At 68.8% G+C, this 21,565-nt stretch carries 20 protein-coding genes; 11 read left to right on the forward strand and 9 right to left on the reverse strand.

Features of this window, described 5'->3' with window-relative positions:
* Nucleotides 1-297: 297 nt before the first annotated feature.
* A complete protein-coding gene (locus ACIGFL_RS23070; RefSeq protein ID WP_031304344.1) occupies nucleotides 298-1,077 on the reverse strand; it encodes an exodeoxyribonuclease III in 780 nt (259 codons plus the stop codon).
* 81 nt (nucleotides 1,078-1,158) lie between these two features.
* On the opposite strand from ACIGFL_RS23070, the gene pyrE reads away from it, so the two are divergent.
* A complete protein-coding gene (pyrE, locus tag ACIGFL_RS23075; RefSeq protein WP_122110048.1) occupies nucleotides 1,159-1,800 on the forward strand; it encodes an orotate phosphoribosyltransferase in 642 nt (213 codons plus the stop codon).
* Between the two features lie 24 nt (nucleotides 1,801-1,824).
* On the forward strand, nucleotides 1,825-2,427 hold the full coding sequence (locus tag ACIGFL_RS23080; protein WP_021446446.1) for a DUF4124 domain-containing protein: 603 nt from the start codon (nucleotides 1,825-1,827) through the stop codon (nucleotides 2,425-2,427).
* Between the two features lie 11 nt (nucleotides 2,428-2,438).
* On the opposite strand, the gene ACIGFL_RS23085 is transcribed toward ACIGFL_RS23080, so the two are convergent.
* The 5 genes from ACIGFL_RS23085 to coaBC all read right to left on the reverse strand — a co-directional run bounded on the left by ACIGFL_RS23085 (nucleotide 2,439) and on the right by coaBC (nucleotide 8,343).
* On the reverse strand, nucleotides 2,439-2,885 hold the full coding sequence (locus tag ACIGFL_RS23085; protein ID WP_122110047.1) for a thioesterase family protein: 447 nt from the start codon (nucleotides 2,883-2,885) through the stop codon (nucleotides 2,439-2,441).
* 242 nt (nucleotides 2,886-3,127) lie between these two features.
* Nucleotides 3,128-4,033 carry an acetylglutamate kinase gene (argB, locus tag ACIGFL_RS23090; protein WP_021446444.1) on the reverse strand — a complete coding sequence of 302 codons (906 nt, stop codon included), beginning with the start codon at nucleotides 4,031-4,033 and terminating at the stop codon, nucleotides 3,128-3,130.
* A gap of 23 nt (nucleotides 4,034-4,056) precedes the next feature.
* Nucleotides 4,057-5,451 (reverse strand): phosphomannomutase/phosphoglucomutase, encoded by a 1,395-nt coding sequence (gene algC, locus ACIGFL_RS23095; RefSeq protein WP_397498730.1) that lies wholly within the window; start codon nucleotides 5,449-5,451, stop codon nucleotides 4,057-4,059.
* 1,225 nt (nucleotides 5,452-6,676) lie between these two features.
* Complete coding sequence (gene dut, locus ACIGFL_RS23100; RefSeq protein ID WP_122110045.1) at nucleotides 6,677-7,132, reverse strand: dUTP diphosphatase; 456 nt, start codon at nucleotides 7,130-7,132, stop codon at nucleotides 6,677-6,679.
* Nucleotides 7,133-7,134: 2 nt separating this feature from the next.
* Nucleotides 7,135-8,343: a bifunctional phosphopantothenoylcysteine decarboxylase/phosphopantothenate--cysteine ligase CoaBC gene (gene coaBC / locus ACIGFL_RS23105; RefSeq protein ID WP_397498689.1), complete on the reverse strand. Its 1,209-nt coding sequence runs from the start codon at nucleotides 8,341-8,343 to the stop codon at nucleotides 7,135-7,137.
* Between the two features lie 139 nt (nucleotides 8,344-8,482).
* Between coaBC and radC the strand changes: the two genes are divergently transcribed.
* Nucleotides 8,483-9,157, forward strand: coding sequence for a DNA repair protein RadC (gene radC / locus ACIGFL_RS23110; RefSeq protein ID WP_397498690.1), 675 nt, complete (start codon nucleotides 8,483-8,485; stop codon nucleotides 9,155-9,157).
* A gap of 62 nt (nucleotides 9,158-9,219) precedes the next feature.
* On the opposite strand, the gene ACIGFL_RS23115 is transcribed toward radC, so the two are convergent.
* Nucleotides 9,220-10,797, reverse strand: a complete 1,578-nt coding sequence (locus tag ACIGFL_RS23115) for an ABC transporter substrate-binding protein (protein ID WP_397498691.1) — start codon at nucleotides 10,795-10,797, stop codon at nucleotides 9,220-9,222.
* Nucleotides 10,798-11,150: 353 nt separating this feature from the next.
* Here ACIGFL_RS23115 and rpmB point away from each other — a divergent pair, with 353 nt between their 5' ends.
* The 5 genes from rpmB (at nucleotide 11,151) to ACIGFL_RS23140 (ending at nucleotide 15,671) form a co-directional block, all read left to right on the forward strand.
* Nucleotides 11,151-11,387: a 50S ribosomal protein L28 gene (gene rpmB / locus ACIGFL_RS23120; RefSeq protein ID WP_021444015.1), complete on the forward strand. Its 237-nt coding sequence runs from the start codon at nucleotides 11,151-11,153 to the stop codon at nucleotides 11,385-11,387.
* A gap of 10 nt (nucleotides 11,388-11,397) precedes the next feature.
* The gene (gene rpmG / locus ACIGFL_RS23125; RefSeq protein WP_003464575.1) at nucleotides 11,398-11,553 is read left to right on the forward strand and encodes a 50S ribosomal protein L33; all 156 of its coding nucleotides are present in this window, start codon (nucleotides 11,398-11,400) and stop codon (nucleotides 11,551-11,553) included.
* Nucleotides 11,554-11,788: 235 nt separating this feature from the next.
* A complete protein-coding gene (gene arsS, locus ACIGFL_RS23130) occupies nucleotides 11,789-12,754 on the forward strand; it encodes an arsenosugar biosynthesis radical SAM (seleno)protein ArsS (RefSeq protein ID WP_021443891.1) in 966 nt (321 codons plus the stop codon).
* Between the two features lie 65 nt (nucleotides 12,755-12,819).
* Nucleotides 12,820-14,961 (forward strand): FAD-dependent oxidoreductase, encoded by a 2,142-nt coding sequence (locus ACIGFL_RS23135; RefSeq protein ID WP_397498692.1) that lies wholly within the window; start codon nucleotides 12,820-12,822, stop codon nucleotides 14,959-14,961.
* Complete coding sequence (locus ACIGFL_RS23140) at nucleotides 14,961-15,671, forward strand: DUF3047 domain-containing protein (protein ID WP_397498693.1); 711 nt, start codon at nucleotides 14,961-14,963, stop codon at nucleotides 15,669-15,671. Before ACIGFL_RS23135 ends, ACIGFL_RS23140 begins: the two co-directional genes overlap by 1 nt.
* 32 nt (nucleotides 15,672-15,703) lie before the next feature.
* Here ACIGFL_RS23140 and ACIGFL_RS23145 read toward each other — a convergent pair whose 3' ends face one another.
* Entirely contained in the window at nucleotides 15,704-16,765 is a 1,062-nt protein-coding gene (locus ACIGFL_RS23145; protein WP_397498694.1) for a fatty acid desaturase, read from the reverse strand.
* Between the two features lie 104 nt (nucleotides 16,766-16,869).
* Between ACIGFL_RS23145 and ACIGFL_RS23150 the strand changes: the two genes are divergently transcribed.
* The 3 genes from ACIGFL_RS23150 to ACIGFL_RS23160 all read left to right on the forward strand — a co-directional run bounded on the left by ACIGFL_RS23150 (nucleotide 16,870) and on the right by ACIGFL_RS23160 (nucleotide 20,741).
* The gene (locus ACIGFL_RS23150) at nucleotides 16,870-17,883 is read left to right on the forward strand and encodes an AraC family transcriptional regulator (RefSeq protein WP_397498695.1); all 1,014 of its coding nucleotides are present in this window, start codon (nucleotides 16,870-16,872) and stop codon (nucleotides 17,881-17,883) included.
* On the forward strand, nucleotides 17,880-18,956 hold the full coding sequence (locus ACIGFL_RS23155) for an FAD-dependent oxidoreductase (protein WP_397498697.1): 1,077 nt from the start codon (nucleotides 17,880-17,882) through the stop codon (nucleotides 18,954-18,956). The genes ACIGFL_RS23150 and ACIGFL_RS23155 overlap by 4 nt, the downstream gene beginning before the upstream one ends.
* Nucleotides 18,957-19,238: 282 nt before the next feature.
* The gene (locus tag ACIGFL_RS23160; RefSeq protein WP_397498731.1) at nucleotides 19,239-20,741 is read left to right on the forward strand and encodes a methyl-accepting chemotaxis protein; all 1,503 of its coding nucleotides are present in this window, start codon (nucleotides 19,239-19,241) and stop codon (nucleotides 20,739-20,741) included.
* A gap of 175 nt (nucleotides 20,742-20,916) precedes the next feature.
* Here ACIGFL_RS23160 and ACIGFL_RS23165 read toward each other — a convergent pair whose 3' ends face one another.
* Nucleotides 20,917-21,516 (reverse strand): short chain dehydrogenase, encoded by a 600-nt coding sequence (locus tag ACIGFL_RS23165; RefSeq protein WP_397498698.1) that lies wholly within the window; start codon nucleotides 21,514-21,516, stop codon nucleotides 20,917-20,919.
* Nucleotides 21,517-21,565: the final 49 nt, after the last annotated feature.

Here is a 21,565-nt window from a genome sequence, read left to right on the forward strand (position 1 = left end):
ACAGCGCCGCCATCGGCCACACGAACATTCCAACAGGCAGGCTCCGCTCCATTCTTGGTCGAGGCGGAAGCTGATTTGGGGTTTCAGGGCCAGGCTTGGTGGTGACTGTTAACAAGCTCCTGTAAGGCACTGACCCGTTAAATTACCCGTCGAGGGGCCGAGGCGTGGAGGGCAAGCCTCACTTAAGAGTATGGGCTGAAGTATGGGCTGGCGATGGAGCTACGTTAGAATCCGCTAAAAATAAGGGTGTAATAAATAAAAAAGCCGGCGCGATGCCGGCTTTTTTCTACCTGTCGATCAGACGCTGAGAATCCAGTCGTAGTCGACGATCAGCGGCGCATGCTGGGAGAAGCGCGGCTGGCGCGGCAGGCGCGCGGTGCGCACGCTGCGGCGCATGCCCGGGGTGAGCAGCTGGTAGTCGAAGCGGTAGCCCAGGTTGAGCATTTCCGCCTGCTCGCTGTCCGGCCACCAGCTGAACTGGTCGCCTTCGCGGCTGACTTCGCGCAGGGCGTCGACATAGCCCATGCTGCCGATCACCTCATCCAGCCAGGCGCGCTCGGGCGCGAGGAAGCCCGGTGACTGCTGACAGTCGCGCCAGTTCTTCACGTCCAGCTTCTGGTGCGCCACGTGCAGCGAGCCGCAGTAGATGTACTCGCGACGCTTGCGCCGTTGCTTGTCCAGATAATGGGTGAAGTCGTCCATGAACTTGAACTTCTGGTTCAAGCTCTCGTCGCCGTCCCGCCCCGATGGCAGCAGCAGGGTAGCGATACTTACCTTGTCGAAATCGGCCTGCAGGTAGCGCCCATAACGGTCGGCCATTTCAAAGCCGAGGCCGCTGATCACCGCCTTGGGTTGCAACCGCGAATAGAGTGCCACGCCACCTTGGCTGGGCACTTCACCATCGCATGCATAGAGGAAATAACCATCCAGCTGGAAGGCTTGGTCGTCCATTTCAAAGGCGGAGGCACGGGTATCCTGCAGGCAGATCACGTCGGCATTCTGGGCTTGCAGCCAGCTGAGCAATCCTCGCTCGGCCGCAGCCTGAATACCATTCACGTTCACACTGATGATCCGCATAAATGGCCCCCAAAAACACGTGCGTGTATGATACCCGAGCTCATCTTAATTAGCTAAATCCGTGCCGCCCGGGGCTTTTTCATGCAAGCGTACCAGCGCGATTTCATCCGTTTTGCCATCGAACGCGGGGTGCTGCGTTTCGGTCAGTTCACCCTCAAGTCCGGGCGCACCAGCCCCTATTTCTTCAACGCCGGGCTGTTCGACAGCGGCCTGGCGCTGGCCCAGCTGGGGCGTTTCTACGCCGCGGCCATCGTCGACAGCGGCATCGACTTCGACGTGCTGTTCGGTCCGGCCTACAAGGGCATCCCGCTGGCGGCGACCACCGCGGTGGCGCTGGCCGAGCACCACGGCCGCGACCTGCCCTGGTGCTTCAACCGCAAGGAAGCCAAGGACCACGGCGAGGGCGGCACCCTGGTCGGCGCGCCGCTCAAGGGCCGGGTGCTGATCGTCGACGACGTGATCACCGCCGGCACCGCGATCCGCGAGGTGATGCAGATCATCCAGGGCCAGGGCGCCCAGGCCGCCGGCACGCTGATCGCGCTGAACCGCCAGGAGCGCGGCCAGGGCGAGCTGTCCGCCATTCAGGAAGTCGAGCGCGACTTCGGCATGCCGGTAGTGAGCATCGTGTCACTCGAGCAGGTGTTGGAATATCTGGCGGGGGATGCTGAACTGAAGCAGTATCTGCCGGCTGTGCAAGCCTATCGCGCCGAGTACGGAATCTAGTCCAGCACAAGGTATCTGCCTCTTATGCCCAAGCCGCTCCTGACCCGCTGTACGCTGCTGCTCAGCTTGCTACTGCCGTTGTCGGGGGTGGCCGCCGAGCTGTATCGCTACGTCGACGACAAGGGCGTGACGGTGCTCAGCCGCCAGGGCGTGCCACCGGAGTTCATCGCCAAGGGCTACGAGGTGCTCAACGACCAGGGCCGGGTGCTGCGGGTGATCCCGCCGGCGCCGACGGCCGAGGAGTTCGCCCGGATGCAGGCGGACAAGGCGCGTGCCAGCAGCGATGCGCAGTTGCTGCGGCTGTACACCAACCTGGACGACGTCGACCGGGCCCGCGAGCGTAAGCTCGCCGAGCTGGACGGGGTGACCAGCGTGGCGCGCGGCAACCTGCAGTCGGTGCGTACCCAGCAGGCCAACCTGCAGAGCCAGGCTGCCGACCACGAACGTGCCGGACGGGCGGTGCCGGAGCACCTGTTGGTGCAGATCAACAATCTCAAGGACGAACAGCAGCGCCTGCTGCGCGATATCGCCCGCTACCAGGAGGCGCGCAAGAAGGCCGAGGCCGATTTCGCTGCCGACCGTGCCCGGCTGGCCGAGCTGTTCGGCGCGCCTAAGGCCAAGCCCTAAGCGCTGGCGCCTCAGCTCTGCGGCGCCGTCCTCTCGAAGCCCAGAATCTTCTCCCGCAGCCAACCCGGCAGCGGCGCGCTGCTGCGCGTGGCACCATCGGCATGCACGTAGACGATCTCGCCGCTGGTGAGCAGCTCGCCGTCGCGCCAGATGCCAAGGGCGAAGGTCAGGCTGGAGCGGCCGAGGCGGGCGGCGCGGATGCCGATCTGCAGCTGCTCGTCGAAGCGCGCCGGGGCGCGGTATTCGAGCAGGGTGCGGATGGCGAAGAAGTCGCCGCCGTCTTGCGCCAGATCGGCCGGGTAGGCCACGCCGAGGGCGCGGAAATACTCGGTGATGGCGACGTCGGCGTAGGTCAGGTAGTGGCCGTTGAAGACGATGCTCTGCGGATCGACCTCGGCCCAACGCACGCGCAGGGGGTGGAAGAAGCTGAACTGGCTGGGTTCGGGCCGGCTGCTCATGGGCGCTCCGTTACGAGGGTTGCCTGGCGAGGGTCGCTCTTGCGCGGACTTGCGGCAAGTTCGAGTCGCCACACGGATGGCCGGTGATAAACCGGCTCGATGGCCGGCGTTAGCCCGTAGGGCATAGCGTGGCCGCCCAGGCCGTGCGCACCGGCTTTGCGAACACGCCGGTTGGGCGGTACGGCCGCGGGCACCCTCTCCCGGAGGGAGAGGGGCATCGGCAGGCCGCTAGCGGCCGCTTTTCAATGGCGCTTGCGGTTGGTGATCAGGGTGCCGACGCCGCTGTCGGTGAAGATCTCCAGCAGCACCGCGTTGGGCACCCGGCCGTCGACGATGTGCGCGCTGTGCACGCCGCCCTGCACCGCTTCCAGGGCGCAGCGGATCTTCGGCAGCATGCCGCCGTAGATGGTACCGTCGGCGATCAGCGCGTCGACCTGCTCGGTGGTCAGGCCGGTGAGCACTTCGCCCTGCTTGTCCATCAGGCCGGCGATATTGGTCAGCAGCATCAGCTTCTCGGCCTTGAGCGCTTCGGCCACCTTGCCGGCCACCAGGTCGGCGTTGATGTTGTAGGACTCGCCGTCCGGGCCGACGCCAATCGGTGCGATCACCGGGATGAAGTCGCCCTTGACCAGCATGTTGAGCAGGTCGGTGTTGACCCCGGTGACCTCGCCGACGTGGCCGATATCGATGATTTCCGGCTGGGTCATTTCCGGCGTCTGCCGGCTGACCTTGAGCTTCTTGGCGCGGATCAGCCCGGCATCCTTGCCGGTCAGGCCGATGGCGCTGCCGCCGTGCTGGTTGATCAGGTTGACGATGCTCTTGTTGACCTGGCCGCCGAGCACCATCTCCACCACGTCCATGGTGGCGGTGTCGGTAACGCGCATGCCGTCGATGAAATGACTCTCGATGGACAGGCGCTTGAGCAGATCGCCGATCTGCGGGCCGCCGCCGTGCACCACCACCGGGTTGATGCCGACGGCCTTCATCAGCACGATGTCGCGGGCGAAGCCCTGCTTGAGCTCCTCGCTTTCCATGGCGTTGCCGCCGTACTTGATCACCAGGGTCTTGCCGACGAAGCGGCGGATATAGGGCAGGGCTTCGGACAGTACCTTGGCAACCTGGGCGGCGGCGTCACGCTCGAGGGTCATGGGGGGCTCCTGGAACAAATCGATCAAAAGGGCAGTTGCAGGTCGGGGGCGACCTTGTGCAGTTGGCCGCGGAACACATCCTGGATGCGCTCCAGCTCTTCCTGGGTATCGGCCTCGAAGCGCAGCACCAGCACCGGCGTGGTGTTGGAGGCGCGGATCAGGCCCCAGCCCTTGGGATAGTCGACGCGCACGCCGTCGATGCTGGTGAGGTTGGCTTCGCCCCACTGGCCTTCACGCTGCAGGCGCTCGATCAGCGGGAACTTGCTCTGCTCGGTGACCTGGATGTTGATCTCCGGGGTGGAGATGTCGCTGGGGAAGGCGCTGAACACGTGTTCGGCGTCGCGCTTGTCGAGGCTGAGGATTTCCAGCAGGCGCGCGGCGCTGTAGATGCCGTCGTCGAAGCCGTACCAGCGCTCCTTGAAGAAGATGTGCCCGCTCATCTCGCCGGCCAGCAGCGCGCCGGTTTCCTTCATCTTCTTCTTGATCAGCGAGTGGCCGGTCTTCCACATTACCGGGCGACCGCCGTAGCCGCTGATCAGCGGAGTCAGGCGGCGGGTGCATTTGACGTCGAAGATGATGTCGGCACCGGGGTTGCGCGACACCACGTCCTTGGCGAACAGCATCAGCAGGCGGTCCGGGTAGACGATGGTGCCGGTGTTGGTCACCACGCCGACGCGGTCGCCGTCGCCGTCGAAGGCCAGGCCGAGGTCGGCGTTTTCCGCCTTGACCCGGGCGATCAGGTCGACCAGGTTCTCCGGCTTGCCCGGGTCCGGGTGGTGGTTGGGGAAGGTGCCGTCGACTTCGCAGAACAGCGGGATCACGCTGCAGCCGAGGGCCTCGATCAGTTGCGGGGCGATCACCCCGGCGGCGCCGTTACCGCAATCGACCACCACCTTGAGCGGCCTGGCCAGGGCGATGTCGTCGCGGATGGTCTTGAAGTAGCGCTCCAGCACGTCGACCTGTTGCACGCTGCCGACGCCGCTGGCCAGGTCGTTGTTGTCGATGCGCGCCTTGAGCGCCTGGATCTGCTCGTTGGCCAGGGTGTCGCCGGCGATGACGATCTTGAAGCCGTTGTAGTCCGGCGGGTTGTGGCTGCCGGTGAGCATCACCGCGGAGCGGCCTTCGAGCACGTTGGCGGCGAAGTACACCACCGGGGTTGGCACCATGCCGACGTCGGTGACCTGGCAGCCGCAGTCGAGCAGGCCCTGCACCAGTTGCTGCAGCAGCTCGGGGCCGGACAGGCGGCCGTCGCGGCCGACGATGACGTTGGGCTCGCCCTGCGCCAGGCTCTGCGAACCGACGGCGCGGCCGATCCAGTAGGCGTATTCGGCGGTCAGGCTGTCGCCCACCACACCGCGGATGTCGTAGGCGCGGAAGATGTCGGCGGGGAGGGTCGGGGCGCTTTGGCTAATGGTCATTGCGGATGTCTGCTCCAGTCCCAGGAGATCCTGGTCGTCGTCGAGAATGTCGATATCGAGGATATCGGTGTCTTGGAACAGCGGGTCGACCGCCTCCGCCGGCTTGCTCGCGGGCTGGGCGGCGGGGGCCGCGGCTGTTCCGTTGCCCGTGGCGCTGCCGGCACTGTCGTTGCTGCGGCGCGGCAGGCGCGCCAGGCCCTGGGCCAGGCTGTCCAGGGCCGGCAGGCTCAGGCTGATGGCTTTGACGGCTTTGCCCGCGGAGAGTTCTTTGAGCATCTGCGCGAGTCGCTGAACGTCGTCGAGCAGGCGGCGCTGCTGAGCGCTCTGCAGCAGCATCAGGCCGATCAGCGCGCCGCCCAGGGCGAGCAGGGCGGCGAGGCCGAGCAGGGTCGGCGGCAGGCCGCTGGCCAGGGCCGGGCCGGGGGCGAAGCTGAGCGTCCAGTTGGGGTTGCCGGTGGCGAAGCTCTGCGCCGTGCCGCCCTCGCTCTGGCCGCGTTGCAGCAACACCTGGGGCGGGCTGTTGCCGAACTTCTGCACCAGTTGCAGCTGGCCGAGCTCCACCGGCAGCGGCGGCAGGCTGGCGAGCAGGCGCTGGAGGTCGACGGCCAGCAGCAGGGTGCCCTGCGCCGGCTGGTTGTCGTTCAGGCGCAGCGCCACGGCGCTGTAAGCCAGCCAGCGGTCGCCGACCCGATAGGCCTCCACTGCCGGCTGCTGGCCGCTTTCGGCGCGGCGCAGCATGTCCAGTCCGGCGAAGTTCATCGGCGCAGCGCGGCTGCCGTCCTGCACCGCTTCGGCGCGGCGGTTGAGGTGGGCGTCGACCACGCCGTCCCAGTAGCCCAGGCGTCGCTCGGCGTCGCGTTGCTGTTGGTTGTCGCCGCTCTGCAGCGCCTGCAGCAGCTCGGGGTTGCGCGCGGCGGCGAGGTTGTCGGCCTGCAGCTGCTTGAGCGCCTGCTGCACGGCGGCGGCCTGGCTGCTGCCGATGGCCTGGGTCAGCTCGGCCTGGCGGGCCTGGCTGTCGCTGTTCTGCGCGAACCACAGCAGGGCGCCGCCGGCGCCGATGCCGAGGGCGGCGGCGAGCAGGCCGGGCAGCAACGGGCCGAGCGCTTTGCCGGTCGGCTGTTTCGCTGCCGCGGCGTCGTTCAGAGGCCTGTCGGCTTCCTTGGCGGTGCGCTTGAAGAGTTTCACGCGGGGGCTCCTCGGCGGGTCGTCCGTGTTGGCATTGGGCTCAGTGGCTGCCGGAGTGGCCGAAGCCGCCGGCGCCGCGCTGGCTCTCGTCGAACTCCTCGACCAACTCGAAATGCGCCTGCACCACCGGTACCAGCACCAGCTGGGCGATGCGCTCGCCGACGGCGATGCGGAACGCGCTCTGGCCGCGATTCCAGCACGACACCATCAGCTCGCCCTGGTAGTCCGAGTCGATCAGGCCGACCAGGTTGCCGAGGACGATGCCGTGTTTGTGGCCCAGGCCCGAGCGCGGCAGGATCAGCGCGGCCAGGTTCGGATCGCCGATATAGATCGACAGGCCGGTGGGGATCAGCAGGGTCTGGCCCGGCTCGAGAACGACGTCCTCCTTGAGCATGGCGCGCAGGTCGAGGCCGGCCGAACCGGGTGTGGCGTACTGCGGCAGGGGAAAGTCCTGGCCGAGGCGGGGGTCGAGGATCTTGGCTTGCAAAGCGTGCATGGTCAGTTCTTGTTCAGGCGGTCGGCGATAAGGGTGATCAACTGGCGGGCGATCTTGCCCTTGCTGGTTTGGGCGAAGCTGCTCTGCTGCAGCTCGCGGTCGATCACGGTGATGGCGTTTTCCTCGCTGTTGAAGCCGATGCTGGGGTTGGCCACATCGTTGGCGACTATCAGGTCGAGGTTCTTGTCGCGCAGCTTGCGCGAGGCGTATTCGAGCAGGTTCTCGGTCTCGGCGGCGAAGCCGACGCTGAACGGGCGATCGGCGCGGCCGGCGATGGTGGCGAGGATATCCGGGTTGCGCACCATTTGCAGGAGCAGCCCATCACCGCTGGTGGGGTCTTTCTTCAATTTGTGCTGGGCGACCACTTCCGGGCGGTAGTCGGCCACCGCGGCGGCGGCGATCAGCACGTCGCAGGGCATCGCCGCTTCGCAGGCAGCGAGCATGTCGCGGGCGCTGACCACGTCGATGCGGCTGACCCGGTCCGGCGTCGGCAGGTGCACCGGGCCGCTGACCAGGGTCACCCGCGCGCCGGCTTCGGCGGCGGCCTCGGCCAGGGCGAAGCCCATCTTGCCGGAGCTGTGGTTGGTGATGTAGCGCACCGGGTCGATGTTTTCCTGGGTCGGCCCGGCGGTGATCAGGATATGCAGGCCGTCCAGCGCCTGGCGCTGGAAGCAGTCGGCGGCCAGTTGCGCCAGCTGCTCGGCTTCCAGCATGCGGCCGAGGCCGACGTCGCCGCACGCCTGGGCGCCTGCGGCCGGGCCGAACATGCGCATGCCGCGCTGCTGCAGCAGTTCCAGGTTGGCCTGGGTGGCGGCGTCGCGCCACATCGCCTGGTTCATCGCCGGGGCCAGGGCAATCGGCGCATCGGTGGCCAGCACCAGGGTGGTCAGCAGGTCGTTGGCGATGCCCTGGGCCAGGCGCGCGATCAGGTCGGCGGTGGCCGGGGCGATGAGGATCAGGTCGGCCCAGCGCGCCAGCTCGATATGGCCCATGGCGGCTTCGGCGGCCGGGTCGAGCAGGTCGAGGTGCACCGGATGGCCGGAGAGGGCCTGCAGGGTCAGCGGGGTGATGAACTCGCGCCCGCCCTGGGTCATCACCACGCGCACTTCGGCGCCCTGATCCTTGAGTCGGCGCACCAGTTCGGCGCTCTTGTAGGCGGCGATGCCGCCACCGACGCCGACGATGATGCGTTTGCGATACAGCCGCTGCATAGGCCTGCCTTTTATATACAGGTGGATGTGCGCCACGGTGCCAACGCCTCCCCAGGCCGGCCCCGCGTAAAAAGATGGGCTACGATAGCACAGCGCCCGCAGCGGAGCAGCGGGCGCCTGGCTCGGACAAGGAGGTGAGATGAGCATTCGCGATTGGCCCGCGGCGGAGCGCCCGCGGGAAAAACTCCTGGCCCAGGGTGCCGCCTCGCTGACCGATGCGGAGCTGCTGGCGATCTTCCTGCGCACCGGGGTGGCGGGCAGGAGCGCGGTGGACCTGGCGCGCCAGCTGCTCGCCGAGTTCGGCAGCCTGCGCGCCCTGCTGCAGGCCGATCTGGCCGATTTCAGCCAGCACCTCGGCCTGGGCCCGGCCAAGTACGCGCAGTTGCAGGCGGTGCTGGAAATGGCCCGCCGCCACCTGGCCGAACGGCTGCGCCGCGACTCCGCGCTGGAAAGCCCGCAGGCGGTGCGCGACTACCTCAAGGCACTGCTGCGCCACGAGCCGCACGAGGTGTTCGGTTGCCTGTTCCTCGATGCCAAGCATCGCGTGCTGGCCTTCGAGGCGCTGTTTCACGGCAGCATCGACAGCGCCAGCGTCTACCCACGGCAGGTGGTCAAGCGCGCCCTGGCACACAACGCCGCCGCGCTGATCCTGACCCACAACCATCCATCCGGCGTCGCCGAGCCGAGCCAGGTCGACCGCGTGCTGACCCAGCGCCTCAGGGACGCGCTGGCGCTGGTGGACGTGCGGGTGCTCGACCATTTCATCGTCGGCGACGGCGAGCCTCTGTCGATGGCCGAGCTGGGCTGGATATAGCGGGGCGGTGGAGGCAACCGTGCAGGGCGCACCGGTACGCCCTGCACACGAGTGTGCCCGGCTCAAGGTGCCAGGCTTACCGCGGCGAAATTCTGCCGGCCGAAGGGGCTGACTTTATAGCCCTCGACCTTGGCGCTGAGCAGGGCGAAGGCGGTGGGGTGGGCCAGCGGCAGCCACAGCGCCTGCTCCTGGATGATCTGTTGCGCCTGCCGATACAGGCGGCTGCGTTCGGCCTGGTCGCTGCTGGCCTTGCCGTCGGCGATCAGCAGGTCCAGCGCGTCGTCGCAGTAGCGGGCGAAGTTCAGCCCGGACTGCACCGAGGCGCAGGCGAATTGCGGGGTGAGGAAGTTGTCTGGGTCGCCGTTGTCGCCGGCCCAGCCCATGAACAGCAGGTCGTGCTCGCCGGCCTTGGCGCGGCGAATCAGCTCGCCCCATTCGATCACGCGGATTTCGGCAGCGATGCCGACCTTGGCCAGGTCGGCCTGCAGCAGCTGGGCGCCGAGGCTGGGGTTGGGGTTGAGCAGGCTGCCGCTCGGCCGGGTCCAGATGGTGGTCTTGAAACCCTCGCCCAGACCGGCTTCGGCCAGCAGGGCGCGGGCCTTGGCCGGATCATGGGGGTAACCGGGCAACTCGCCGGCATAGCTCCAGGTATTGGGCGGGTAGGGCCCGCTGGCCGGCTCGGCGCTGCCCTCGAACACCGCCTTGACGTAGCTGGCCTTGTCGAACGCCAGGTTGATCGCCTGGCGCACCTGCGGCTTGTCCAGCGGCGCATGCTGGCTGTTGATGCCGACGAAGGCGGTCATAAAGGCCGCGGTCTGCGCGCTTTTGAGCTTGGCGTCGCCGGCGATGGCCTGCACGTCCTGCGGCTTGGGCGACAGGGCGATCTGGCATTCGCCGCGGCGCAGTTTCTGCAGGCGCACGTTGCTGTCCGGGGTGATGGCGAACAACAGGCGGTCGACGGCCGGCTTGCCGGCGAAGTACTCGGGGTTAGCGCGGTAGCGCACCACGGCATCCTTCTGGAAGCGCTCGAAAACGAAGGGGCCGCTGCCCACCGGGGCGCTGTTGAGTTTTTCCGGGGTGCCGGCTGCGAGCAGCTGGGCGGCGTACTCGGCCGGGTAGATCGAGGCGAAGCCCATGCTCAGGGTGGCGAGGAAGGTGGCGTCGCGGCGGTTCAGGCGGATGCGCACGCTATGCGCATCCGGCGCCTCGATGCCGGCGATCAGGCTGGGCCACTGCATCGACTGGGCGTGCGGGTAGCCGCTGGCGGCGCTCTGGTGCCAGGGATGGGCGGGGTCGAGCATGCGCTGGAAGCTAAATAGCACATCCTCTGCGTTGAGGTTGCGACTGGGCGTAAAGTCGGCGGTCTGGTGGAAGCGCACGTCGTCGCGCAACTGGAAGTCGTAGACCAGGCCGTCGTCCGAGATCGACCAGCTGCGCGCCAGGCTCGGCAGCAACTTGCCCTGTTCGGCGTCGAACTCCACCAGGCGGTTCATCAGCACGTCGGCCGAGGCGTTGGTGGTGGTCAGCGAGTTGTACTGCACCACGTCGAAGCCCTCCGGGCTGGCCTCGGTGCACACGCTGAGGGTGGCGGCCTGGGCCAGTAGCGGGGCGCAGAGCAGGGCGGCGAGAGCCAGGCGCATGGCGAACTCCTTCTTCACGAAACGCCGGGTTGGCCGGCAACGACCTAACCCTAGTCGATTTGCCGGGAGCTGAATACCGCTTCGGGCGACGAATGGTCGAGCCTGGGTGAACCCCGGCAGGCTCCGGGGCGGCTGGGTGGCGGGGTGCGGGCGACTGTTTTTATCCTGCGCTTTCCCTTGTTGCGCCAGGGGCTTTCTGGTATAAAGCAGCGCTCTTTTCTAGGGGCCCGGTTCTTGCGCTTTGCAGTGCGCCCGGTAAGACCCTCGAGAAACGCGGCGCCGAGCGCCAATGACATTGAGTTTAAGCGGCCAACCCATGCCGGGTTGGGCATGTGGTTTTAGAGGGCTGAGGCATGTCGAGAGTCTGTCAAGTTACCGGTAAGGGTCCGGTAACCGGGAACAACATTTCCCACGCAAACAACAAAACCCGTCGTCGTTTCCTGCCGAACCTGCAGCACCATCGCTTCTGGGTCGAGTCCGAGAATCGCTTCGTGCGTCTGCGCGTATCTGCCAAGGGCATGCGTGTCATCGACAAGCGTGGCATCGACGTAGTGCTGGCCGAGCTGCGCGCTCGCGGCGAAAAGGTTTAAGGAGAGAGTCATGCGTGAATTGATCCGTTTGGTGTCCAGCGCCGGTACCGGCCACTTCTACACCACCGACAAGAACAAGCGCACCACCCCCGACAAGATCGAAATCAAGAAATTCGATCCGGTCGTGCGTAAGCACGTGATGTACAAGGAAGCCAAGATCAAGTAATTGATCGGCGACCTGTCGAAGAAGCCCGCCGCATGGCGGGCTTTTTTGTGCCTGCGATTTCTGCGGCGCCGGGTATCGCCATGCTCGACCCGGACGCTGTCGCCGGATCTGCAGGCGGAGCCCGCTCCAGCCTCGCAACGATGTCGGCCCCTGGGCTTGGCGGCGATTTCGGCCCATGCTGTAACGAGCCACGCCAGACCTGCTCTAATGGCTGGCCGTCGCCGAGGACTTGTTGATGCACGCCATGCTGCCCCTGCTCGACCAGCTGGCCTTTCCGCCCATCCGTCGCGGTGTGCTGGAAGCGCTGCAGGTCAACCTGACTTACCGCTGCAACCAGCGCTGCCTGCATTGTCACGTCAACGCTGGGCCGACCCGCACCGAGGCCATGAGCGACGAGTGCCTGGCGGTGCTGCATCGGGTGATCGATGCCCATCCGGTGCACACCCTGGATCTCACCGGCGGCGCCCCGGAGCTGCACCCGCGCTTTCGCGAGATAGTGCGGCACGCGCGGCGCGAGGGCCTGCGGGTGATCGACCGCTGCAACCTGACCATACTCGGCGAACCGGGCCAGGAAGACCTGGCCGAGTTCCTCGCCGGCGCCGGCGTCGAGGTCACCGCCTCGCTGCCCTGCTACTCGCGCGAGAACGTCGACCGCCAGCGTGGCGACGGGGTGTTCGCCGCCAGTATCGCCGGCCTCAGGCGGCTCAACGCCCTCGGCTACGGCCAACCCGGCAGCGGCCTGCTGCTCAACCTGGTGTACAACCCGCAGGGCCCCAGCCTGCCGCCGCCGCAGGCGGCGCTGGAGGCCGACTACAAGCGCCACCTGGCCGAGGACTTCGGCGTCCGCTTCGACCACCTGCTGTGCATCACCAACCAGCCCATCGCCCGCTTCGGCAGCACCCTGGTCAGCAAGGGCCAGTTCGCCGCCTATATGCAGCTGCTGCGCGACAGCTACCGGCCGGAGAATCTGGAGGGCCTGATGTGCCGCAGCCTGGTCAGCGTCGACTGGCAGGGCTACCTCTACGACTGCGACTTCAACCAGATGCTCGATCTGCCGCTGGCGTTGATCGGCCGTGAGCGCGCCCATCTGCGCGACCTGCTCGATGCGCGTCTGGACGGCAACCCCATCGTCAGCCGCGACCACTGCTTCGCCTGCACCGCCGGGCAGGGCTCCAGTTGCGGCGGTGCGCTGCATGACTAGGCCGTGCGCCGTGCGCACCCGGGCGCGCGGTCGGTGCGCCCGACGCTCCCCAGCAGAGGTGATCGATGAATAGCCGCAAACTGGCCCTGATGGGCCTGATCCTGGCCCTGCTGGGCAGCTTCTTCGTCTTCGACCTCGGCCAGTACCTCAGCCTCGACGCGCTCAAGGCGCAGCAAGCCGCGCTGAATGCCCAAGTCGCTGCCCAGCCCTGGCAGGCCGCCGGGCTGTTCTTTCTCGCCTATGTGCTGGTAACGGCGCTGTCCCTGCCGGGCGCGGCGCTGATGACCCTGCTCGGCGGTGCGCTATTCGGTCTGCTCGAAGGCTTGGTGCTGGTGTCCTTCGCCTCGACCCTGGGCGCCAGCCTGGCCATGCTCAGCAGCCGTTTCCTGCTGCGCGACTGGGTGCAGCAGCGCTTCGGCCGGCGTCTGGCCGGGATCGATGCCGGGGTCGAGCGCGAGGGGGCCTTCTACCTGTTCGCCCTGCGCCTGGTGCCGGTGTTCCCGTTCTTTCTGATCAACCTGGCCATGGGCCTGACCCGCCTGCCGCTGCGTACCTACTGGTGGGTCAGCCAGCTGGGCATGCTGCCCGGCACCCTGGTCTACGTGAACGCCGGGCGCGAGCTGGGCCAGCTGGAGTCGCTGGCCGGCATCCTCTCGCCGGGGCTGCTCGGCGCCTTCGTTCTGCTCGGCGTTTTCCCCTTGCTGGCCCGGCGTGCGCTCGATGTGCTCCAGGCGCGCCGGGTCTATGCCGGCTGGCACAAGCCCAAGCGCTTCGAGCGCAACCTGCTGGTGATCGGCGCCGGCGCCGGCGGCCTGGTCAGCGCCTATATCGCCGCGGCGGTCAAAGCCAAGGTCGGCCTGATCGAGAAGCACCGGATGGGCGGCGACTGCCTGCACAGCGGCTGCGTGCCGTCCAAGGCGCTACTGCGTTCGGCCAAGCTGGCCCATGAGCTGGGCCGCGCCGAGGCGCTGGGCCTGCGCGGGGTGCAGGGCCAGGTGGATTTCGCCGCGGTGATGCAGCGCATCCAGAATGTGATCGCCGCCATCGAGCCGCACGATTCGGTCGAGCGCTACAGCGGCCTGGGCGTCGAGGTGATCCAGGGCCAGGCGAAACTGGTGTCGCCCTGGGCGGTGGAGGTGAACGGTGAGCGTATGACCGCACGCAGCATCGTCATCGCCGCCGGGGCGCGGCCGCGGGTGCCGGAGATTCCCGGCCTGGAGCAGGTGCGTAGCTATACCAGCGAGAGCATCTGGAGCCTGCGCCAGCAGCCGCGCTGGCTGCTGGTGCTGGGCGGCGGGCCGGTGGGCTGCGAGCTGGCCCAGGCCTTCCAGCGCCTGGGCAGCCAGGTGATCCTGCTGCAGCGCAATGCGCGCCTGCTGCCGCGCGAGGACGAGGACGCCAGCGCGCTGGTGCTGACCAGCCTGCGCGACGACGGTGTCGACGTGCGCCTGCGCCACGTGGTCGAGCGCTTCGAACTGGTCGAGGGTGAGCAGCGCGTGCTGGTGCGCGACTTAGGCAGCGGCGAGCAACGCAGCATCGCCTTCGACGCCGCGCTGCTGGCGCTCGGTCGCCAGCCCCATGTCGCCGGCTATGGCGCCGAGGAACTGGGCCTGGCGCTGCGCCCCGACGGCAGCCTGGAAACCGACCAGTACCTGGCCACGCGCTTTCCCAATATCTACGCGGTGGGCGACGTCACCGGGCCCCACCAGTACACCCACGTTGCCGCGCACCAGGCCTGGTACGCCGCGGTCAATGCGCTGTTCGGCGGCCTCAAGCGCTTCAAGGTGGACTACCGCACCATCCCCCACTGCACCTTCACCGACCCCGAGGTGGCGCGGGTCGGCCTGAGCGAGCGCGAGGCGCAGGAGCAGGGCATCGCCTTCGAGCTGACCCGCTTTGGCCTCGACGACCTGGACCGGGCCATAGTCGACGACGTCGCCCGCGGCTATGTGAAGGTGCTGACCGAGCCGGGGCGCGACCGCATTCTCGGCGTGAGCATAGTCGGCGCCCAGGCCGGCGAGCTGCTCGCCGAGTACGTGCTGGCGATGAAGCACGGCCTCGGCCTGAACAAGATCCTCGGCACCACCCACAGCTACCCGACCCTGGCCGAGGCCAACAAATACGCGGCCGGGCAATGGAAGCGCGCCCATGCGCCGCAGGGGCTGCTGCGCTGGGTCGAGCGTTTTCACGCCTGGAGGCGCGGCTGATGCGGGCGCTGTGGCTCGCGCTGCTGCTGGTCGCGGCGCCGGCACTGGCGGAGAACCGGCTGACGCCCTGGACGGCCGGCCCGCCGGGCGGCCCGTGGTCGCCGCCCTGGCGCCTGGCCGATATCCCGAAGATCGCGCCGGCGCAGCGCAGCCTGGTCGAGCAGGACGGCCGATTGGTGCTGCGCATCCAGGCCGCTGCCGCCGCCGGCGGCCTGCTGCATCCGCTGGAGCTGCCCGGCGAGCGGCCCTGGCAACTGAGCTGGCAGTGGCGCAGCGAGCAGCGGCTGGAGCAGGCGCGCTTCGCCACCCGCGAGGGCGACGACTACGTGGCGCGGGTCTATGTGCTGCTGGATTACCCGCTGGAGTCGCTCACCTTCCTCACCCGGCAGAAGCTGCGCCTGGCGCGCACCTTCTTCGACCCCGACTTGCCGGCGGCGACCCTGAGCTACGTCTGGGACAACCGCAAAGCGCCGGGCAGCCACGCCCGCAGCGCCTACAGCGAGACGGTGGAGATGCGCGTGCTGCGCGGCCCGGAGGCGCCGCTGGGGCAGTGGCTGGCGGAGTCGCGCGACCTGCGCAGCGACGCCATCGCCGCCTTCGGTAGCGCGCCGCGGCGCATCCTCGGCGTGGTCTTCGCCGCCGACAGCGACAACACCGGCGAGCGCGTCGACAGCTCTTTCGCCGCGCCCGCGCTAATCGAGACCCGCTAGGGTGCGCCGTGCGCACCGCGGCCAGGTGAACGTCAGGCGGTCTGGGTGCGTTCGCCGGCGGCTTGCGGGGCGCGACGGGTCCAGCGGTTGGCGCGGGCGAAGGTGCCGAAGTCGTTGAAGCGCACGCCCATCTCGCGCATCACCTGGTGGGCGAAGGGCACGGTCAGCTGGCGGATGTAGAAGGGCTCCTTGACCACGAAATGGTGGATCGCATGGCTGCTGCCGAAGTTGAAGCAGAACGCCTGCAGCGGCCACAGCCACCAGGGGTTGAGTACCTGGGTCTGCTGGATCACGTTGCCCGGCTCGACGTCGCCGTAGTAGTGCATGTTGGAGCTGACGAAGTGCAGGCAGAAGGTGCGCAGCACGTTGGGCCCGACCAGCACCACCACGGCGATGTTCACCACCTGCATCAGGCTCAGGGTGGTGGCCGACCAGGCGATCGGCGCGCCGAGCGCGGCGGCGGCCCAGTCGAGCAGATGGAAGCCGAGGAACAGGTACCAGGTCGCCCAGTTGAGCAGCCCCAGCGGCGCATAGACCTTGAGCGTGCGACTGAGGATCAGCCGGCGGTGCTCGGGGTTCTTCGCCCGCAGCCAGCGAATGAAGGAACTCATCATGTTGTCGCCGACCATCAGCAGGCGCGCCAGGCCCCAGGGCTCGCCGTTGGTGATGGCGCGCTCCTCCATGTCGGCCTCGCTGCCGGAGACCTTGTGGTGGTTCAGGTGCAGGTGGCGGCGCACCCAGGGGTTGATGGTGCTCGGCCGCGCCAGCCAGACCAGCGCCAGCATCAGGTTGTGCGGCACGGGGCGTTTGCGGAAGTACATCGAGTGGATCAGGTCGTGCTCCAGCTCGTGGGTCAGCGAGGCGAAGAAGGCGTTGAGCAGCAGGCAGGCCCACCAGGCCATGTGCCCGCCGATATACAGCGCGGCCGAGCCGAGCATGCCGGCCAGGGCGAAGGCGAGGATGGCGGCGCCGAGGGCGTCCTGGTGCTGCAGGATCGGGTAGCGCTGGCGCAGGGCGTTGCCATGGGCCATCACCCGTTCGCGGATCAGCGCGGCGCGTTGCTGGTCATTAAGGCTTGCGGGGGAGGGGGACATGCCGACATCCTCTTGTGCTTGGACAGTGACGCTACTGTGCCGCCGCGCCCGCCAACGCGCCCGACCGAGCACGCCAACCTGCCTACCGGACACGCCAACCTGCAATGACCGCCGAACCCACCACCCTGGCCAGCTGGACCCGCGCCCTGCGCAAGCAGCTCGACGCCCTCGGCCTGGACAGCGCCGCGCTGTGCCACGCCGCCGGCCTCGACCCGGCGCTGCTCGACGACCCCAACGCGCGCTGCCCGCTGTCGGTGACCACGCGCCTGTGGCAACTGGCGGTGGCGGCCAGCGGCGACCCGGCGCTGGGCCTGAAGACCTCGCAGTACGTCAGCCCCACCACCTTCCACGCCCTCGGCTACGCGCTGATCGCCAGCAGCAGCCTGCGCGAGATGTTCGAGCGCATCGTGCGCTACCACCGGGTGGTCAGCGACGCCCTGGAACTGGAGCTGCGTCAACTGGACGACGCCTACGAGTTCCGTTTTCGCGTGCCGCCCGGCAGCCCGCCGCCGGCCCCGGAGGCGCTGGACGCCTTCGCCGCGATCTACGTGCGCAGCTGCCGCAATCGCCTGAGCCGTGATTTCGCCCCGCTGCTGGTGCAGCTGCAGCGCCCGGCGCCGGCCGATCCCGCGCCCTGGCAGGCGGTGTTCCGCGCGCCGCTGCAGTTCGATGCGGCCGAGAGCCTGCTGCGCTTCCCCCGCGCCGCCTTCGAGCAGCGCCTGGACGACGGCAACCCGGAGCTGGCCGAACACAACGAGGCGGTGCTCAAGCGCAGCCTGGAACAACTTCGCGCCGCCAGTTGCAGCGAGCGGGTGCGCAGCTGCCTGGAGACGCAGCTGCCGGACGGCGAGCCCTCGGCCGAGCGCATCGCCCAGGCCCTGCACCTGAGCCTGCGCAGCCTGCAACGCCACCTGGCCGAGGAGGGCACCAGCTACGAGGCGCTGCTCGGCGACACCCGCCACGCCCTGGCCCTGCGCCATATGCGCGATCCACGCTGCTCCATCGGCGAGGTCGCCTACCTGCTCGGCTTCAGCGACAGCAGCAGCTTCGGCCGCGCCTTCAAGCGCTGGACCGGGCAGACGCCGAGCCAGTACCGCGACGGCTTGAAGCAGCCATGAGCCAGTACGACCTGCTGCTGGCCGGCGCCGGCCATGCCCACCTCGGCGTGCTGCGCCGCTGGGCCCTGGTGGAGCGCCCGCCGGGACGCATCGCCCTGCTCAGCCCCGGCCCCGAGGCCTGGTATTCGGGCATGCTGCCGGGTCTGCTGGCCGGGCGCTACGCCGCCGCCGACTGTCGCCTGGAACTGCAGCCGCTGTGCCGCGCGGCGAAGGTGGAGCTGATCGAGGGCGAGATCGCCGCGCTGGATGCCACCAGCCGCCAGGTCGAACTTGCAGATGGCCGGCGCCTTGCGGCCGAGTGGCTGGCGCTCAATGTCGGCGCCGCGGTGGCTGCGCCGCCGCAGCAGGGCGACGCCATGCAGCTGCTGGCGGTGAAGCCCTTCGCCGGTTTTCTCGCCGGCTGGCAGCAGTGGCAGGCCGAGCCACGGTGCCTGGCCATCCTCGGCGGCGGCGCGGCGGGGGTCGAGCTGGCCCTGGCGCTGACCGGGCAGGTGCCGGCGCTGGCGCTGTTCTGCGCCGGCCCGCTGCTCGCCGGGCACGCCCCGGGCCTGCGCCTGCGCGCCCTCGGCCACCTGCGTCAGCGCGGCGTGCAGGTGCGCGAGCACTGCCCGATCGGGCGGATCGAGGACGACTGGCTGCTCAGCGGCGACGAGCCGGTATGGCGCGGCCGGCGCCTGCTGCTGGCCAGCGGCGCACGGCCCTGGCCCTGGCTGGCGGCCAGCGGCCTGGCCTGCGACGACGCGGGCTTCGTCGCCATTCGCCCGAGCCTGCAGAGCCAGTCCCATGCCCAGCTGTTCGCCGTCGGCGACTGCGCCAGCCTGGCTGGCGCGCGGCGCAGCGGCGTCTACGCGGTGCGCCAGGGCCCGGTGCTGGCGGCCAACCTGCAGGCGGCATTGCAGGGCCGGCCGCTGCGTCAGTACCGCCCGCAGCGCCACAGCCTGGCGCTGCTGGCCACCGGCGACGGCGGCGCGCTGCTCGCCTGGCACGACTGGAGCGCCGGCGGGCAGTTCTACGGGCGCTGCAAGGATTGGCTGGATCAGCGCTTTATCCAGCGTCATCGTCTGGTGGGTTAAGGTCGCAGCCAGCTGCGACCAAAGTGCGATGGTGCTGCTGCTTCCAAGGTGTTCGAATCGATTCCATCCTGCCCGAGTTGCGCGCGTCTTTGCCGCCGGGCCTGTCGATCGCGTAGCCTGCGCCAGGTTACGCGGGAAGTTCGAGGAGAACCCGCCGTGACCCCGTCCGCCTACAGCGCCTCGCCGCGCCCAAGAACAAGAACTCTGAGGTCGGTCATGCAAGCTGCCTTTGTCCGTTCCCCGATTGCCTGCCTGTTGCACGCCCTCGGCCTGGCCGGGTTGATGCTGGTCTACCAGCAGACGGCGCTTCCGCTCTATGTCAGCGTGCCGTCCTTGCTGCTGCTGGCGCTGTGGCCCTGGCTCGGCCCCTGGCAGCGTCGCGACGAGCCTGCGGCCGCGCAGCAGCCGGCCGGCGGCGACTTCGTCGAACTCAGCCGCGGCCTGTCGCGGCACACCTGTCACAACGCGCTGTCCGCCGCCCAGGTGGCGCATGCGGTCAAGCAGCTGGCCGAGCGCCTGCAGTCGCAACTGGCGGCGGTGGCGCAGGTCAGCCAGGCCGCCGAGGCCATCACCCACACCGAGCAGGACAGCGCCGCCCGCGCCGAGCAGACCCTGGCCGCCGCGCGCCAGGTACGCGATGCCAGCGCCAGCGGCCAGGCCGAGCTGAGCCAGGCCATCGCGCGCATGCAGCAGCTCAGTGCGCAGACCCTGGCCAGCCGCGAGCTGATCGACGGCCTCGGCAGCCGCACCGAGCAGATCGAGCAGGTCACCCAGGTGATCCAGTCCATCGCCAGCCAGACCAACCTGCTGGCGCTCAACGCCGCCATCGAGGCGGCCCGCGCCGGCGAGATGGGCCGCGGTTTCGCCGTGGTCGCCGACGAGGTGCGCAACCTCGCCGCGCGCACCGCCAGCGCCACCGAGGAAGTCAGCCAGATGGTCGCCGACATCCGCCAGCAGAGCGCCGCGGTGGTCGCCCATATCCAGCGCCAGAGCGGCGAGCTGGAGCAGGCTGCGCAGCAGATCGAGATGGCCGGCAGCCAGCTGCACGGCATCGCCGAGCAGGCCGAGGAGGTCGAGCAGCAGGTGGCGCAGATCAGTGCCGGCACCGCCGACAACCACCAGCGCCTGGCCAGCCTGTCCGCCGCCGCGGTGCAGCTGCAGAGCGACGTGCAGGGCAGCGAGGCGCAGACCCGCCAGCTCGCCGGCGCCGCCGAACAGCTGGTGGGCCAGGCCGAGACGGTCAGCGAGCAGCTTGCCGAGGTCGGCCTCGACGCCTACCACCAGCGCGCCTACGACCTCGCCCGCGAGGGCGCCGCGGCCATCGCCGCGCAGTTCGAGGCGGACGTCCAGGCCGGGCGCATCGGCCTCGACGACCTGTTCGACCGCCACTACCAGCCGATTGCCGGCACCCAGCCGCAGAAGTACCGCACCCGCTTCGACCAGTACGCCGACCAGGTGCTGCCGGCGCTGCAGGAGCCCTTGCTCGCACGCCACGAAGGCCTGGTGTTCGCCATCGCCACCACCCCGGAAGGCTACGTGCCGACCCACAACGCCGCGTTCAACCACCCGCCCAGCGGCGACCCGGCCAGGGACGCCGCGCGCAGCCGCGGCAAGCGCCTGTTCAACGACCGGACCGGCAGCCGTTGCGGCAGCCACCGCCAGCGCCTGCTGCTGCAGACCTATATGCGCGACACCGGCGAGCTGATGCACGACCTGTCGGTGCCGATCCAGGTTCAGGGCCGCCACTGGGGCGGCCTGCGCCTGGGCTACAAGCCGGAGCCGTAGGGTCGCCCCGACCGCGGCATTATCCAGGCAGCGGTGAGCGTCGGCGTTGCCGGGGTTGGTGCACCGCCTTGCCGCTATCGAACCTGCGGTGCGTGTGATACGCGCAGGCCCCGGACGCCACGGCGAATCGGCCAGATTGGCTCCCGTTGTCGGGCCGGCGCGACAAGCGCCCGGCTCACAGCACGCGGTATACCTGGCCGGTCTGCCGGCCCTCGGCACTCTTGGCGTAGGCCAGCGCCACCGTGGCCGCCGGTACCGCCTTGAAGCCGCGGAAGTAGGGGCCGTAGGCCGGCAGCGACTCCTCCAGGATGGTCGGGCTCACGCCGTTGATGCGCAGGCCGCGCGGCAGTTCGATGGCGGCGGCGCGGACGAAGCCGTCCAGCGCGGCGTTCACCGTGCTGACCGCCGCGCCGTAGCGGATCGGGTCTTCGCTGAGCACGCCGGAGGTGAGGGTGAAGGAGGCGCCGTCGTTGGCGAACTCGCGACCGATCAGCACCAGGTTGACCTGGCCCATCAGCTTGTCGTCCAGGCCTACGGCGAACTCCTTGGCGGTGAGTTCCTCCAGCGCGCCGAAGTGGGCGTTGCCGGCGGCGCTGATCAGCGCGTCGAACGGGCCGGTCTGCTCGAACAGGCGGCGGATCGAGGCCGGGTCGCTGATGTCCACCTGCAGCTCGCCGCTGTGGCGGCCGACGCGGACGATGTCGTGGCGCTCGCGCAGCTCGCGGTCGATGGCCTGGCCGATGGTGCCGCTGGCACCGACGAGGATGATTTTCATGCTGGGGCTCCTGAGTGAGGGGGTGTGGAACCAGCTTAGGCAGGATTGG

The organism is Pseudomonas sp. NPDC077649 (genome assembly GCF_044542855.1).
In the GTDB taxonomy this organism is placed as follows: domain Bacteria; phylum Pseudomonadota; class Gammaproteobacteria; order Pseudomonadales; family Pseudomonadaceae; genus Aquipseudomonas.

Excerpts from the sequence above, each read along its gene's own strand:
- ACIGFL_RS23070 (WP_031304344.1), bottom strand. The coding sequence starts at position 1,077 with ATGCGGATCATCAGTGTGAACGTGAATGGTATTCAGGCTGCGGCCGAG.
- pyrE (WP_122110048.1), top strand. The coding sequence starts at position 1,159 with ATGCAAGCGTACCAGCGCGATTTCATCCGTTTTGCCATCGAACGCGGG.
- ACIGFL_RS23080 (WP_021446446.1), top strand. The coding sequence starts at position 1,825 with ATGCCCAAGCCGCTCCTGACCCGCTGTACGCTGCTGCTCAGCTTGCTA.
- ACIGFL_RS23085 (WP_122110047.1), bottom strand. The coding sequence starts at position 2,885 with ATGAGCAGCCGGCCCGAACCCAGCCAGTTCAGCTTCTTCCACCCCCTG.
- argB (WP_021446444.1), bottom strand. The coding sequence starts at position 4,033 with ATGACCCTCGAGCGTGACGCCGCCGCCCAGGTTGCCAAGGTACTGTCC.
- algC (WP_397498730.1), bottom strand. The coding sequence starts at position 5,451 with ATGACCATTAGCCAAAGCGCCCCGACCCTCCCCGCCGACATCTTCCGC.
- dut (WP_122110045.1), bottom strand. The coding sequence starts at position 7,132 with ATGCACGCTTTGCAAGCCAAGATCCTCGACCCCCGCCTCGGCCAGGAC.
- coaBC (WP_397498689.1), bottom strand. The coding sequence starts at position 8,343 with ATGCAGCGGCTGTATCGCAAACGCATCATCGTCGGCGTCGGTGGCGGC.
- radC (WP_397498690.1), top strand. The coding sequence starts at position 8,483 with ATGAGCATTCGCGATTGGCCCGCGGCGGAGCGCCCGCGGGAAAAACTC.
- ACIGFL_RS23115 (WP_397498691.1), bottom strand. The coding sequence starts at position 10,797 with ATGCGCCTGGCTCTCGCCGCCCTGCTCTGCGCCCCGCTACTGGCCCAG.
- rpmB (WP_021444015.1), top strand. The coding sequence starts at position 11,151 with ATGTCGAGAGTCTGTCAAGTTACCGGTAAGGGTCCGGTAACCGGGAAC.
- rpmG (WP_003464575.1), top strand. The coding sequence starts at position 11,398 with ATGCGTGAATTGATCCGTTTGGTGTCCAGCGCCGGTACCGGCCACTTC.
- arsS (WP_021443891.1), top strand. The coding sequence starts at position 11,789 with ATGCACGCCATGCTGCCCCTGCTCGACCAGCTGGCCTTTCCGCCCATC.
- ACIGFL_RS23135 (WP_397498692.1), top strand. The coding sequence starts at position 12,820 with ATGAATAGCCGCAAACTGGCCCTGATGGGCCTGATCCTGGCCCTGCTG.
- ACIGFL_RS23140 (WP_397498693.1), top strand. The coding sequence starts at position 14,961 with ATGCGGGCGCTGTGGCTCGCGCTGCTGCTGGTCGCGGCGCCGGCACTG.
- ACIGFL_RS23145 (WP_397498694.1), bottom strand. The coding sequence starts at position 16,765 with ATGTCCCCCTCCCCCGCAAGCCTTAATGACCAGCAACGCGCCGCGCTG.
- ACIGFL_RS23150 (WP_397498695.1), top strand. The coding sequence starts at position 16,870 with ATGACCGCCGAACCCACCACCCTGGCCAGCTGGACCCGCGCCCTGCGC.
- ACIGFL_RS23155 (WP_397498697.1), top strand. The coding sequence starts at position 17,880 with ATGAGCCAGTACGACCTGCTGCTGGCCGGCGCCGGCCATGCCCACCTC.
- ACIGFL_RS23160 (WP_397498731.1), top strand. The coding sequence starts at position 19,239 with ATGCTGGTCTACCAGCAGACGGCGCTTCCGCTCTATGTCAGCGTGCCG.
- ACIGFL_RS23165 (WP_397498698.1), bottom strand. The coding sequence starts at position 21,516 with ATGAAAATCATCCTCGTCGGTGCCAGCGGCACCATCGGCCAGGCCATC.